Raw genomic sequence first — 12,839 nt, 5'->3', positions numbered from 1 at the left:
CGTGGCAACGTGCCGCCGGCGCTGCGGGTGAGGGCCGGCGTCGATCCTTCGTGGTCGTCCCTAGGTGTCGGGCCGGGCGATTCGATGTGATGTCGAGGCGCCCGGTTGCGTCGAGGATGGTAGCCCGATCGGCCGGGGCTGGCAAGGGCATTCGGTTCGGAGCCGTCTTCGATTGGCCTTCCCCCCCGGGCGGGCGGTTCCTATCATCAACGGCACGTCCCGGCGTTGGCCGGGGCGACTCACGGACGAATCGACACCCGGGCAAGGAGGTTCCCGAACGATGCGCATCTTGATGGTCACCTCGTTCCCGATCGTCGGGCAGACCGACGGCACGGCCATGCTGGCAATTCAGGTCTTCCGGGCCTTGAAGCGCCGGGGGCTGGATGTGGCCCACGCATATTTGAAGCTCCGAAGACCCTGGGACGTGCCGTTCGAGGGGGAGTTCGAAGGCTCGCCCTCGTTCACCCTGACCCCGTCGCGCTGGATCAGCGGGATGGCCGAGATCCGCAAGCGGTTCCCGTTCGACCTCGTCCACGCCGAGCATTACGGCGGCGCAACGCGGGCGCTAGCGGCCTGCGAGCTGAACAAGTGGCCGATGATCTACTCGATTCACTCGCTACTGGGCGAGGAGGTCGAGCGCGATCGCCTGGGCCGGGGCCTGGTCTTCCGGACCTACCGGACCCTGGAGCGTCGGGTCTGCCGGTATGCGAGCGGGGTGGTCGTGCTCGGCCACGGCGTCAAGAAGATCGTGGTCGAGGAGAAGGGGGTCCCGAGCGATCGGGTGGCGGTGATCCATCCGGGTGTGAACCTGGCCGATTACACTCCCGGCCCGGCGGCGGAGATTCCCGGGATCGCCCCTGAGCACAAGGTGGTGATGTACGTCGGCAACATCCGCGACCCGAACCAGGGGGTGCCGATTCTCATCGACAGCTTCCCCCGAGTGGCCGAGGCCGTGCCCGAGGCCCGTTGTGTGCTCGTCGGCGGGCCGAGCGAGGTGGGCGAGGCGTATCGGCAGCAGCTCGGCCGCTTTGGCGATCGCCTGATCGTGTTGACGGGCAAGACACCCGACGAGATCACCGCCCTGACCCGCCGGGCCGATGTCCTGGTGCATTCCCGGCTCGCCTGCCGCGAGAATGACTCGGTCCAGACGAAGATGGCCGTTTACCTCGCTTCCGGTCGGCCGATCGTGGCGACGAACTACGGTGACTATCAGCATATCCTGGGTGATACCGGCGCGGGCCTGCTGACGCCGGTTGATTCGGAGGCATTGGCCGATGGGATCATCGAGGTCATCACCGACGCGAACCTCGCCTCCCGCCTCGCCGCCGCGACCCGACCGGCCGCGGAGGAATACATCTGCATGGATCGGAACGTCGATCGTTATCTGGCCCTCTATGAGACGGCCCTGCGGCTTGGGCCGCGACGGCGGACGAGCAAGGCCGAGGCAATGGCCTGACGGTCCCTCGGAAAATCGCCGGAAGCGGCTGTCCTTTGTCGAAGGGTCGTTTGACAGGGGGTGGTACCGCTTCCACTTTCACATGATGCGTCGCCCTTGCCCTGGGTGGCCCCGGTTGCTCGCCAACCGGGGCGGCGCAGCCGCAAGAGGTTACCGCAGGGGACACCGAAACCGCGTGTCGCTCCGCGACCCCGGTTGGCGAGCAACCGGGGCCACCCAGGAAAACCCCACCATGATTGAGTGGAAGGTCGAGTACGGTGGTGTCGAGCGCAGCGAAGACCCTCCTTCCGGCCGTGATCCGGTGGGTCTTCGCTGCGTTCGACACCACCCTACGGCATCCCTCTCGTACACTCGATCAAAACTCCGGCCGGGAACCGGAGCGGCCTTGCTCGGTCAGGAGACGGTCGGCCATCCGGGCGATGAGCCGTTCGCGGCCGAGGGAGAGTTCGAAGGTTTCGGCAGGCCGCGTCGATCGTTCGATGAGGCGATCGGGGATCGGCGCGGGGAGCCCCTTCGGCCCGTCGGCGGAGCGGCGGAGCGGGGGGGGATCGGTCGTGCCGAGGTGATCGAAGCGGTCGAGCGTTTCGGGGCGAATCTGATCCCATCCTGGCCGAACCGCCAGGCGGCCGAGCGGTAAGAGGGGGTAGAGGTTTCGCCAGGGGCCTCGACCGGCCGGAACGATCCCTCGGGCGATCATCCGGTAGTGCCCTCGGGGAAGCTCGTCGGTGGTGATGGACCAGGAACCGTCTTCGGCCACGGTCGTCTCACCGAGCGCATGAAAGTCGCCGCCGGGGACCATCTGGGTCAACAGGCGGATGGTGCCTCCGGGAGCGGCCGTGCCGGAGTAGGTGGGGGTGGCGAGGCTCGATCGGGTCAGGTCTCCGTGGGTGCGATCGGTCGGGGTCGCCAGGAGTCGGCCGGTCAGGGCGGTTGGATTGACGAAGGTGCCCCCCTCGGCGAGCGTGGGGACGACGTTCAGGTAGTACCAGGTCTGGACGCCGGTAACTCCGGTGTGCGCCATGCCGGGGCCGGTCAGGTCGCTGTACTGTGCGTTCCCGACAACCGGAGCCTGCCCCCAGAGGTTGCTGCTCCAGGACTGGCCGTCGAACTCGACGGGGGTGTGCTGGTAGTAGACCTCGGCCTCGGCGACGTACTCGGGGATGGTGACGAAGGGGTCGCCCGCCAGCCATTGATAGGCCGAGGTGCCGTGCTTGGTGAGCCAGCCTTCGAGGTCCCGGGTGTAGCTTCCCTGGCCCGGGGCACCGTTGCTGGCGGCGTGGGGGTCGAGCATCGTCGCCCGGGTAAACCCGGCCGAGAGCTGCGGCGTGATGATCTTCTCCAGGGTCAGCAAGGCCGCGCTGTTGACCACGGTCCCCTGGCTATGGCCGATCAGGTGCAGATCGACTGGCTCGTCCGAGGGGAAGAGGGTCGAGGCGTGCAGGACGATGTTGGCAAGCCTGGCCCCTTGCTTCGGGGCCGCTCCGGGGGTGCGGCTCTCGCCGGCCCAGGTGAAGGTGACGACCGCATCGTAGCCGGTCTCTCGGAGGGCATCGCTGAGCTGAGCCGCCCAGGCAGGTGGATAAGAGGACGTCTGCACGCCCCCATGCGTCACGACGCCGAGCACCCGCTTGCGGAACCCGGTGACGTTGTTGGAGGTGTCGGCCTCGACGCGCCACCCGGAAGGATCGGCCACCGCCAAGACGAAGGGCCGGGCCGGGGTCGGTCGCAGTCCTCCGGGGATGGTGACGCGCTCGGTTGCGGAGACAATCTCCGAGCCGTCGCCCTCGACCGTGACCCGGGTCGAGCCGACCCGGGGATCTCGGGTGGAATCGAAGCGTTCATCGGCCGATCGGAAGATGCCGACGTCGATGGTCTGCCGCTCACCGTCGGCCAGTCCTCGGACCTCGAACTGGAGATCGACGGTCTGAGAATCGGTGGTCGAAACCGACAGCACCGCCACATCGAACGGTTTGGCGGTGAGAAGCTCCCGAGGTTCCAGCCGGTCGAGGGCGGGGGAACTGACCATTCGGGGGCGAGCGGCGTGGCCTCGAAGCGGGGCGCCCCAGCTTCCGATCCATCGAGCGAGGCTCATGTCTGACTCCTTCGGCACCCGAAGACCGACCCGAAGGTGGGACGAGTCCGATGATTCCGTCCGTAAGGAATCGAGCGGTTCGCCGGGTGACAACGAGTCCAATTGCCTCGATCTGCCGGGAGCCTTCCGGGCAATCGCTTTGACCGGCAAAGTCGGGCGCCGCGAGCTTCAGAGCGTCGACTCGCCAAAGAGGCGGGCCCGGAAGCTTTCCCACTCGGTCGCCTCGCGCTGGGGGTCGGGCTGGCGGGCGACCAATTCGGCGATCCGCTGGTCGATCAGGTCGAAGTGCCCTGCCAGAACCCGGATGGCGGCGGCGGCCAGTTGCTCGGAGGTCCGGGGGTCGTCTCGGCGGAGGCGTTCGTGGGCCTGGCGCTCGAGTACCAGATAGTGTACGTCGGTCGCGGCGACGACCGTCACAAGCTGTGGCTTTCGCTGAAAGTACGAGATCTCGCCGAACGAGGTCGGGGCGTGCAGGTCGATCAGGCGTTCCTGATGCCCGTTGGACATGACCCGCGAGACAGCCACCGATCCTTCGATGAGGAAGTGGATGCAGTCGTTCGGCTCGCCCTGTTTGAGCAGGACCGTGCCCGAGGCGGCGTGGTGCTCCTCCAGAACCTGGAGCAAGCTTCGGCGCGCCATCGGATCAAGATCCGAGAGAAACGAGGCGTGGAGGAATCGTTCGGCGGCGTCCTGAGAGACCATCCGACTTGCTCTCCTCAATGCCTGCGTGGGGGAGTGGGAATCCTGACCAATCGAGACACGTCCCCTCGGGGCCGTCCTCGGTTCGATCACGACGCACGATCAAACGTCATCGTAACCGGAGTGTGCCGGAAAGGGGAACGCGAGGTTTGCCAGGACCGACCACCTGGCCCGACTCAAGCGAGGGGAAGCACCGACTCAGGTCGTCGGCGGAGCGGGGAACCCAAGGAGGGACACGGGGTCCGGTCCTGACGACGGTGGCGGTCGTAGTCGATCGGGGCGGGATCGCCCTCCTGGTTCGGGCAACCGGAGGGTCCGCCGAGGCCGATGATGGAGGGTGTTCCGAATCGGGCGAGAAGGAGTCCGTCCGGGTCTGTCTTGACTTGAAGTGCGGCAACGGCGGAGGGAGTCGCCATGCGTCTCGGCCCATCGTATGCCTGGTGGGGGGTCTGCTTGATTCTGATGGCGTCCGGCTGTGCCGGCCCGGCGCGTCGGGAAGGGCTGGCCACCCCCGGGGCAGGGAGTTTTCCGGCCCGGCTCTTGCGGCCGGCCGATCCGATTGCCCGCCTGAGCCCGGCCCCGCTCTCGGTGGGTCCGGTGGGTGATCCGGGATCATACACCGCGGCAGGAGTGTCGGAGATGGCACGCCCGGGACCGGCCGGTGGTGGGCCGTTGACGGTCGGGGGCGGTCAGCTCGCGAGTCGAGGCAATTCCCCTGCTGCCACCCCGCGCGACCGAACCGTGAGTGATCGTTCCTCGCCGCGACTGGCCCGGACGAGCCCGCCTCAAGAGGCTCCCACTGCGCGACCTTCTCCCGCCGGGAATGAGGAATCTTCGGCGTCGGGCGAGGGCTTGCTCGCCCGGTTGAGTGGTCGGGCCGAGCGTTCCTTGATCCGATCGGAGCGGTTTGAGGAACGTCCCAGGAAGGAGGCGACGGGGCCCCTGACTGCCGGTTCGGAACCGGCGGTTGAGGTGAAACCGTCGCCGTTGATCACCACAGAACCGGTGGAGGCGTCGCCGATTCTGGAAGCGGGGATTGATCTGGAAACCTATGCGGCTCCTCCGTCGGTGGCGGCCGATCCGGATGCCCAGCTTGCCTCGACCCGTCGGCCGGTGCCGGCCCTCAGTCATGCTCGGGAGTCGATCCGTTCCAATTCGATCGCGGAGACGCAGGAGGAGGACGCACCAACCGCGCCTTCGGCGAAGCCGATCGAGGCCGGAATTCCAAGCCTCCCCGACGTTTTCCCGGAAGACCCGTTTGCGACGGAATCGCCCGACCCGTTCCAGGGGCTCGAATCGTCGAAATCGGCTCGGAATGACGACGATGTTCGTCCGACCTCGGTCCTGCCGGAGGAGCGGGCGACCGACCGATCGCCGGATCGGGTCGAGTCGAGCCAGGCCGGCGAGGCTCTCTCGCCGTTCGGACCGAGCCGCTTGACGGATCGACTCGGCATGCGAATGCAGCGGCTCCGCGATCGTTTGACACCGAAGCGGCTTCGTGAGGATCGGTCGACCGAAATGGAAGCCTCTGAGGCGACGAAAGGGTTCCCTCGTCTCTTTCGGCGTTCACGGAACGACGAGGGGCATTGATTCGGTGATTCGAGAGCGTTGATCCCTTGCAGGTACTGAATCCTGGGTCGAGCGTCCGGCGTCCCGACGCACGGGGCCGGACGCTCGATCGAGGAAGGATGGCTCAGGCGGCGTGTTCCCGACGGGTCGGGAGCAGCCGGGCATCCCGGTAGACGTCGGTGATGACCCCGACGACATGGCGGAGGGCCTCGCGAGACAACTCGGGGTAAATGGGCAGGGCGATCGTTTCGTGGGCGGCGGCTTCGGAGATGGGGAAGTCTCCCGGACGACCACCGAGCGAGGCGAAGCACTCCTGCAAGTGCAAGGGGATCGGGTAGTAGATCTCGGTCCCGACCCGAGCCTCGGCCAGGGTGGCGCGGATGCGGTCGCGGAGCGAGGCATCGACCCGAATGACGAACTGATTGTAAACGTGAATTCGCCTGGATTGCTCGACCGGAAGGGTGATGAGCCCGCTCAAGCCGGCCTCGTCGAACAGGTCGCGGTAGGTTTCGGCCACGGCCCGACGGCCGGCGGTCCAGGCGTCGAGGTGACGGAGCTTGACGCGAATGACGGCGGCCTGAAAGGCATCAAGCCGGGAGTTGAGGCCGACCTCGGCGTGGTAGTACTTTGGCTCCATGCCGTGGACCCGGAGCCTGGCCATCCGCGAGGCAAGGTCGGGGTCATCCGTGGTGATCATACCGCCGTCGCCGAAGCCGCCGAGGTTCTTCGACGGGTAGAAGCTGAAGGCCGAGGCATGGCCGAGCACGCCGGCCCGCTTCCCCTTGTAGCCGGCGCCGATGGCCTGGGCGGCGTCTTCGAGAACCATCAACCCATGCTCGGCGGCGATGGCGTTGATCGGGTCCATGTCGGCCGCCTGACCGTAAAGGTGGACCGGGATGATGGCCCTGGTCTTCGGCGTGATCGCCGCGGCGAGGCGATCGGGATCGAGGTTGTAGGTGACCGGGTCGATGTCCACGAAGACCGGCTTCGCCCCCAGCCGCCAGATAACCCCAGCGGTGGCGAAGAAGGTGAACGGGGTGGTAATCACCTCGTCTCCCGGCCCGATGCCCCAGGCCATCAGGGGCAAGAGCAGGGCATCGGTTCCCGAGGCGCAGCCGACCGCGTGGGACGCCCCGCAGTAGGCAGCCAGCTCGGCTTCGAGGGCTGCGACGTTCGGCCCGAGGACGAACATCTGACTTTCCAGGAGTTCCTGGACGATGGGTTCGACCTCGTCTCGGATGGTCCGGTACTGGGCCTTGAGGTCGAGGGCCGGCACGCTTAAGGGCTCGGCGGCGGGACGGTTCATCGGCGTTCCACTCCTTCGGCGTTCCCGGGCGCTCCGGCCCGGGACCCCCTTCCTTTGGGGAATCGCTCGCCTGGGGAAAGTAGTCGGGACCGTCATGCTCGTCAAGGCAACTCGTCGGCAGGTTCGGCCGATTGAGGGCTCGGACACCGTGAGGCAGTCGGCACCGGGATTGCGGAGAGTCGATCGCTGATCTCGTGGCTTCTCCCGCTCCCCATCCCCAACAGGAACGTGCAACGTGTTTCAGCAGATCGACCTCCGCGAGCTGGCCCAGCGTCGAGGGGCTGAACGTGCCTATGTGTCCCTCTATTGCTCGGGGCAAGGGGGGCTTGGCTTCCTCGACCGCCGCGAGCGGCAGCTTCGATCACTCCTGGAGGACGAACCGGCCGAGCTGGAGCACTTCGACGAGACGATGGCGATGGTCCGATCGGCGCTCGCCGACCAGCCGCCGAAGTCGGAGGGAACCTGTCTGTTTGCCTGCTGGGCCGACGACTTCCTCCGCCGGTACGACCTGCCGGTGGCCGTTCCGGAATTGCTCCGGGTCGATGCGGCTCCGTACATCCGGCCGTTGGCCGAGCTGCAGGACGAGCACGAGGACTTCCTCGTCGTGCTGGCCGACAACACCGCAACGCGGGTACTTCAGGTCAGTTCCGCCGAGGTGGACGACGCCGACCGCATCAAGGGGAAGGTCAAGAACCGTGTGAAGGTGGGCGGCTGGTCGCAGCAGCGCTATGCAAGACGCCGGGATAAGCAGCTCCATCACTACGCGCACGAGGTGGCCGTATCGCTGGACGAAATCGTCCGCAACGGCTCGTTCACTCGGGTCGTCCTGCTCGGTTCCGAGGAGACGATGCGGGCAATCGAGGAGGCCCTGACCCCTCCGGTCGCCGAGAAGGTTGTCGGGGCGCAGGCGATCGACCTGCACGACGATGACCGCGAGCTCATCAACGCGGCCTATGCCTTGCACGACGATGCCGAGCGGGCGTCGGAGGTCCGGCTCTGGGAACAGATCCGCGCCGAGCTGTTCTCGGGCGGCTTGGCGGTTGCCGGTCCAGAGGAGGTGCTGGCAGCGGCCCTGGTCGGCCGGGTCGATTCGGTCATCGTCACCCGAGATGCCCGATTGACCGGTGTCCGATGCCGCGACTGCACGAACCTCTCGGCCGGGGAGCCCGCAACCTGCCCGGTTTGCGGCTCCGCGTCGGTCTTCGCGGTCGACCTGATCGACGCTCTGACTCGTCAGCTCGAACTGACCAGCGCGACGATGGAGTTCACCGACTCGATCCCCGGCCTTGCGAAACTCGGGGACCTGGCGGCGTTGCTCCGGTACTGAGGCCGACCGCTGGCCCAAGGGAGCGAGGACTTGCGAACGCCCTCCGATTCGGCAAGATTCGAGGACCGCGGAGCCTGTGAGGCTTTGGTCTGATCGTCCCCTGGTCGAGTGAGCGTCCCCGATGAACCGAACCGATTCCGCATCGTCTTCCTCATCCCGCCGGGGGTTTCTTCGCACGATCGGCCGCGCCGCGGCGGCGGGAGTGGCCGCGCCGATGATTGTTCCGGCCTCGGCCCTGGGCAGGGGAGGGGCGGTCGCGCCGAGCGATCGGATCACCCTGGCCATGATCGGCACCGGGAACCAGGGGTTCAACGACCTCCGCAGCTTCCTCCGCGACGATCGCGTGCAGATCGTCGCCGTCTGTGACGTGAACCGCGAGAGCCTCGGCTACTGGAACGGCAAGCTCGGCGGTCGGGAACCGGCGAAGCGGCTGGTGGAGGAGCATTACGCCGAGCGGGCGGGCTCCGGGGCGTACCACGGCTGCGACGCGATCGTGGATTACCGGGAGATCCTCGGCCGAGACGACATCGATGCCGTCGAGATCTGCACCCCGGACCACTGGCACGCGATTCCGGTGATCGAGGCATGCAAGGCAGGCAAGGACATCTACTGCCAGAAGCCTCTCTCGCTGACCATTGCCGAGGGGCGTGCGATGAGCGACGCGGTGGCGAAGACCGGCGTCGTCTTCCAGACCGGCAGCCAGCAGCGCTCCGATCCGAAGTTTCGAAGGGCGTGCGAGCTGGTTCGTAACGGTCGGATTGGCGACTTGAAGCGCGTGCTCGTGGGACTTCCCGGCGGTCGGCCGAACCTGGCGGGCGAGCACGGCGAGGACAAGGAGGTTTGCCCCGTCCCCGAGGGGTTCGACTACGATTTCTGGCTCGGCCCGGCCCCCGAGGCACCCTATGCCCCGGCCCGCTGCCACGTCAATTATCGGTGGATTCTCGACTATTCCGGCGGCCAGATCACCGACTGGGGCGGCCATCATCCCGACTGTGCCCAGTGGGGCATGGGGACCGACGACACCGGTCCGATCGAGCTCCGCAACGTCCGAGGGTCGTTCGACCCGCCCGACCCGCTCTGGGACACCGCGACCGCCTTCGGCTTCGAGGCGGTTTACGAGAACGGCGTCGTCATGTCCATCTCCAACGAGCACCGAATGGGCGTAACCTTTCAAGGGAGCGAAGGATCGATCTACGCCAACCGAGGGCAGATCGACGCCGACCCGAAAGGCGTGCTCGACTCGGAACTCGGACCCGACGCGATCCGCCTCTACGCCAGCGACGACCACTTTCGCAACTTCATCGACTGCGTGATGAGCCGGGGGGAAACGGCCGCGCCGGTCGAGGTCGCGCACCGATCAATCACGATCTGCCACCTGGGCAACATCGCGCTGCGGCTCGGCCGCGACCGGCTGCGATGGGACCCGAAGGCCGAGCAGATTCTCGGCGACGACGAGGCGGCGGCCATGCTCTCGCGGCCGTACCGCGATCCGTGGGTCTTGCCGACCGTCTGACAAGGCGTCTCGACCCGACGACTCCGGATCATCGAACCGGGGGCGTCGGGTCGATCGCCTTCGGAAGGTTACCGGGTCCGATAATGTCGGACAACCGTTTCGACGGCGTGCCGCCAGCGTTTCATGGCCTTGCGACGCCAGAAGACGTCATGCTCGGGCTGGAAGTCGTCGCCGCCGGATTCGAGCAGGTCGGCGATGGCGTCGAGGTCGGTCAGGAGCCCAACCCCCAGCGCGGCCAATGCAGCGGCGCCGAGGGCGGTGGCCTCGGTCTGCGGGCTGCGGTGGATCGGCAGGCCCATCAGGTCGGCCTGGAATTTGAGGAAGGGGTCGGATCGGGCCATACCGCCATCGGCCCGGAGCGAGGCGAGCGGAGTCGGGAGATCGGCGTTCATCGCCTCGACAAGGTCGGCGATCTGATAGGCAACCCCCTCAATGACGGCTCGGGCCAGATCGGGGACGGTCGTGCCTCGGGTGATCCCGAAGATGGTGCCGCGCGCCTCCGGTTGCCAGTGAGGGGCACCAAGGCCGGTCAGAGCAGGGACGAACAGCAGCTCGCTCTCCGGGTCGGCCCCTTCGGAGATCGGGTTGATTTCCGGGGCCGCGCCGATCGCTTTCAAGCCGTCCCGGAACCACTGCACGGCGGCCCCGGCGATGAAGACGCTGCCTTCGAGCGCGTATTGCTGGGCCTGGCCAGGAGGCGTGGCGGCGGGAGTCGTCACGAGTCCGGCCGTCGATCGCACCACCTCAGCACCGGTGTTGACCAGCAGGAAGGCCCCGGTGCCGTAGGTGCACTTGGCCTCACCGACGTGGAAACAGCCGTTGCCAAAGAGGGAGGCTTGCTGGTCTCCGGCGATTCCGGTGATCGGCAAGCCGTCGGGCAAATAGCCCAGACCGCGTGTTTGACCGATTTCTCCGGAACTGGGGACGATCTCGGGCAATATTGCGGTGGGAATTCCGAAGTACTCGCAAAGCTCGTCGGCCCAGCGCGCTTCGCGGAGGTCCATCAAGAGAGTCCGTGAGGCGTTGGTCACGTCGGTCGCGTGCAACCGGCCGCCGGTCAGATGGCGGAGGACGAGGCTATCGACGGTGCCGAACGCCAGGTCGCCGGCCTCGGCCCGGGCTCGGGCGTTCGGCAGGTGATCGAGCATCCAGGAGAGCTTCGTGGCCGAGAAGTACGAGTCGATCAACAGCCCGGTGCGCTCGGCGATCCAGTCGGCGCGGCTGGAAAGCTGCCGGCAGAGGTCGGCCGTGCGGCGATCCTGCCAGACGATGGCCGGGCCGATTGCCTCGCCCGTCGATCGGTCCCAGAGGAGGGTTGTCTCGCGCTGGTTGGTCAGACCGATGGCGGCGATCCGGTCGGGACCGATCGAGGCATCGGCAAGGGCCTGGGTGACGGTGGCGCCGATCGAATCGATGATGGCTTTCGGGTCGTGCTCGACCCATCCCTGTTTGGGATACGTGGGCGGAACCTCCCGTTGTCCCTGGCCAACCGGTTGCAGCCTGGTATCGTAAACGACGGCCCGGGTGCTCGTGGTTCCCTGGTCGATTACCAAGATGCGGTCGCGGGCCATGACGTGAATCTCCGATCAGAACAGGCCTGGAACGGGCAAGAGGAGGAATGACCGAAGCAACGATCCCGAATGGAGCCTCCTGAGTGGGGAGGACATCCCGGGTCGAACCGAGCGTTTCGAACTGAAGATCATTCCGCTGACCCCGCAAAACGGTCAGCATCGGCCAGCGCGGGCCGCGACGCAAGACGGCCGCGACAAATACCTCTCAATTCGGAGGGATCGCATGACGGGATCATTGCTGGGAACGTGGCCGGTGCTGTTCGGACAGATGGCGGAGGGAGTCAGACTCGAACCGGCGGGGCCAACCCTTCTCATGTGGCTGATCGCACTGGCGGGATGTGTGGCGGTGATTCTCGTGATCGGCGTGCCGATTGTCCTGGGAATCCGCCTGGATGCCCGCCGCAGGGAAATGGAGCACCAGGAGCGAATGCGGGCGATTGAGCTGGGCCGTCCCCTTCCGGACGAGACGGGATGGTGGACTCCCGCTCGATTGGCGGTTGGCATTGGTATAGGGGTGCCGATCGGCGTCTTCGCGATCGGAGTCAAGGCGGCCGAGTTGTCTGGAGCCGCGCCGTTCATCTGGCCGTCGGCTGGGGCGGTCGGCGTGGCGGCGGTCATTTGCGGCACGGTGCTCGCCGCTCGGGCGACCATGAACCCTCCGAACACCTCGGCCAACTCACACGCTAAACCCTACGTCCATCCCGACGTGTACGACGCTGCCGAACATCAGCATTCGTAACGAGTTTCTTCGCGTACGCCCCTGGGCCCTCCTGGCTCTCGAATTCAGCCAGACCCACCTTGCGGTCCTGGCAACACGCCCCGAAGATTGCTCCCCTCGAACACGAAAGGCTCGTCATGAGCGATGATAATCTTGTCATCCTGATTCCCATAGTGGCGATCTTGATGCCGCTGGTTCTGGTGCCCACCGTGATCGTACTCCGTCAGCGGGCTCGGCGACGCGAGTGGGAATACCGGGAACGAATGAAAGCGATGGAGATGGGACTCCCGGTTCCGGGCTCCGAGGTTTGGGCCGCTCGGGTGGCGATTGCGCTCGGCGCGGTTATGCCCGTGGGAGTGTTCACGATTGCCTGGATCGCCAGCCTGACCACGACGGTGGACGAGGTCTGGATTGCGGCAGCCATCGTGGGAGTTGTCGGGGTCATTCAGGGATCGAGACTGGCGAAGCAGGCCATTACGGGAACCCGCCCGAATGGACGGGATCGCGACGGGCTCGACCTAACGCAGAATCATGCAAAACCGAAGTTCGACCCCGACGCTTACGAGGCCATTGTGCGCCACGGCTGAG

General features: G+C 66.6%; 10 protein-coding genes. 6 read left to right on the top strand and 4 right to left on the bottom strand.

What is annotated here, in order from left to right; translation table 11 throughout:
- Positions 1-280 precede the first annotated feature (280 nt).
- Positions 281-1,456 carry a glycosyltransferase family 4 protein gene (locus tag GA615_RS18920; RefSeq protein WP_152052883.1) on the top strand — a complete coding sequence of 392 codons (1,176 nt, stop codon included), beginning with the start codon at positions 281-283 and terminating at the stop codon, positions 1,454-1,456.
- Between the two features lie 355 nt (positions 1,457-1,811).
- Here GA615_RS18920 and GA615_RS18915 read toward each other — a convergent pair whose 3' ends face one another.
- Entirely contained in the window at positions 1,812-3,548 is a 1,737-nt protein-coding gene (locus tag GA615_RS18915; RefSeq protein ID WP_152052882.1) for a hypothetical protein, read from the bottom strand.
- 168 nt (positions 3,549-3,716) lie between these two features.
- Entirely contained in the window at positions 3,717-4,250 is a 534-nt protein-coding gene (locus GA615_RS18910) for a cyclic nucleotide-binding domain-containing protein (RefSeq protein ID WP_152052881.1), read from the bottom strand.
- A 411-nt stretch (positions 4,251-4,661) separates the two neighbouring features.
- Here GA615_RS18910 and GA615_RS18905 point away from each other — a divergent pair, with 411 nt between their 5' ends.
- Positions 4,662-5,837: a hypothetical protein gene (locus tag GA615_RS18905; protein WP_152052880.1), complete on the top strand. Its 1,176-nt coding sequence runs from the start codon at positions 4,662-4,664 to the stop codon at positions 5,835-5,837.
- Positions 5,838-5,940: 103 nt separating this feature from the next.
- On the opposite strand, the gene GA615_RS18900 is transcribed toward GA615_RS18905, so the two are convergent.
- Complete coding sequence (locus GA615_RS18900; protein ID WP_152052879.1) at positions 5,941-7,122, bottom strand: DegT/DnrJ/EryC1/StrS family aminotransferase; 1,182 nt, start codon at positions 7,120-7,122, stop codon at positions 5,941-5,943.
- Positions 7,123-7,357: 235 nt separating this feature from the next.
- Here GA615_RS18900 and GA615_RS18895 point away from each other — a divergent pair, with 235 nt between their 5' ends.
- Both GA615_RS18895 and GA615_RS18890 read left to right on the top strand, forming a co-directional pair.
- Positions 7,358-8,449: a baeRF10 domain-containing protein gene (locus GA615_RS18895; protein WP_152052878.1), complete on the top strand. Its 1,092-nt coding sequence runs from the start codon at positions 7,358-7,360 to the stop codon at positions 8,447-8,449.
- Positions 8,450-8,570: 121 nt separating this feature from the next.
- A complete protein-coding gene (locus GA615_RS18890; RefSeq protein WP_152052877.1) occupies positions 8,571-9,962 on the top strand; it encodes a Gfo/Idh/MocA family protein in 1,392 nt (463 codons plus the stop codon).
- A gap of 68 nt (positions 9,963-10,030) precedes the next feature.
- On the opposite strand, the gene glpK is transcribed toward GA615_RS18890, so the two are convergent.
- Positions 10,031-11,533 carry a glycerol kinase GlpK gene (glpK, locus tag GA615_RS18885; protein ID WP_152052876.1) on the bottom strand — a complete coding sequence of 501 codons (1,503 nt, stop codon included), beginning with the start codon at positions 11,531-11,533 and terminating at the stop codon, positions 10,031-10,033.
- A 223-nt stretch (positions 11,534-11,756) separates the two neighbouring features.
- On the opposite strand from glpK, the gene GA615_RS18880 reads away from it, so the two are divergent.
- Together GA615_RS18880 and GA615_RS18875 are read left to right on the top strand one after the other, a co-directional pair.
- Positions 11,757-12,272, top strand: coding sequence for a hypothetical protein (locus GA615_RS18880; protein WP_152052875.1), 516 nt, complete (start codon positions 11,757-11,759; stop codon positions 12,270-12,272).
- Positions 12,273-12,388: 116 nt separating this feature from the next.
- The gene (locus tag GA615_RS18875) at positions 12,389-12,838 is read left to right on the top strand and encodes a hypothetical protein (RefSeq protein ID WP_152052874.1); all 450 of its coding nucleotides are present in this window, start codon (positions 12,389-12,391) and stop codon (positions 12,836-12,838) included.
- The last annotated feature ends 1 nt before the right edge of the window (position 12,839 follow it).

It is taken from the genome of Tautonia marina (assembly GCF_009177065.1).
Classification (GTDB): Bacteria; Planctomycetota; Planctomycetia; order Isosphaerales; family Isosphaeraceae; genus Tautonia; species Tautonia marina.
The sequence above is the reverse complement of the archived record's forward strand: the minus strand, read 5'-3'. Positions and strand labels throughout refer to the sequence as shown.

Excerpts from the sequence above, each read along its gene's own strand:
- GA615_RS18920 (WP_152052883.1), top strand. The coding sequence starts at position 281 with ATGCGCATCTTGATGGTCACCTCGTTCCCGATCGTCGGGCAGACCGAC.
- GA615_RS18915 (WP_152052882.1), bottom strand. The coding sequence starts at position 3,548 with ATGAGCCTCGCTCGATGGATCGGAAGCTGGGGCGCCCCGCTTCGAGGC.
- GA615_RS18910 (WP_152052881.1), bottom strand. The coding sequence starts at position 4,250 with ATGGTCTCTCAGGACGCCGCCGAACGATTCCTCCACGCCTCGTTTCTC.
- GA615_RS18905 (WP_152052880.1), top strand. The coding sequence starts at position 4,662 with ATGCGTCTCGGCCCATCGTATGCCTGGTGGGGGGTCTGCTTGATTCTG.
- GA615_RS18900 (WP_152052879.1), bottom strand. The coding sequence starts at position 7,122 with ATGAACCGTCCCGCCGCCGAGCCCTTAAGCGTGCCGGCCCTCGACCTC.
- GA615_RS18890 (WP_152052877.1), top strand. The coding sequence starts at position 8,571 with ATGAACCGAACCGATTCCGCATCGTCTTCCTCATCCCGCCGGGGGTTT.
- glpK (WP_152052876.1), bottom strand. The coding sequence starts at position 11,533 with ATGGCCCGCGACCGCATCTTGGTAATCGACCAGGGAACCACGAGCACC.
- GA615_RS18880 (WP_152052875.1), top strand. The coding sequence starts at position 11,757 with ATGACGGGATCATTGCTGGGAACGTGGCCGGTGCTGTTCGGACAGATG.
- GA615_RS18875 (WP_152052874.1), top strand. The coding sequence starts at position 12,389 with ATGAGCGATGATAATCTTGTCATCCTGATTCCCATAGTGGCGATCTTG.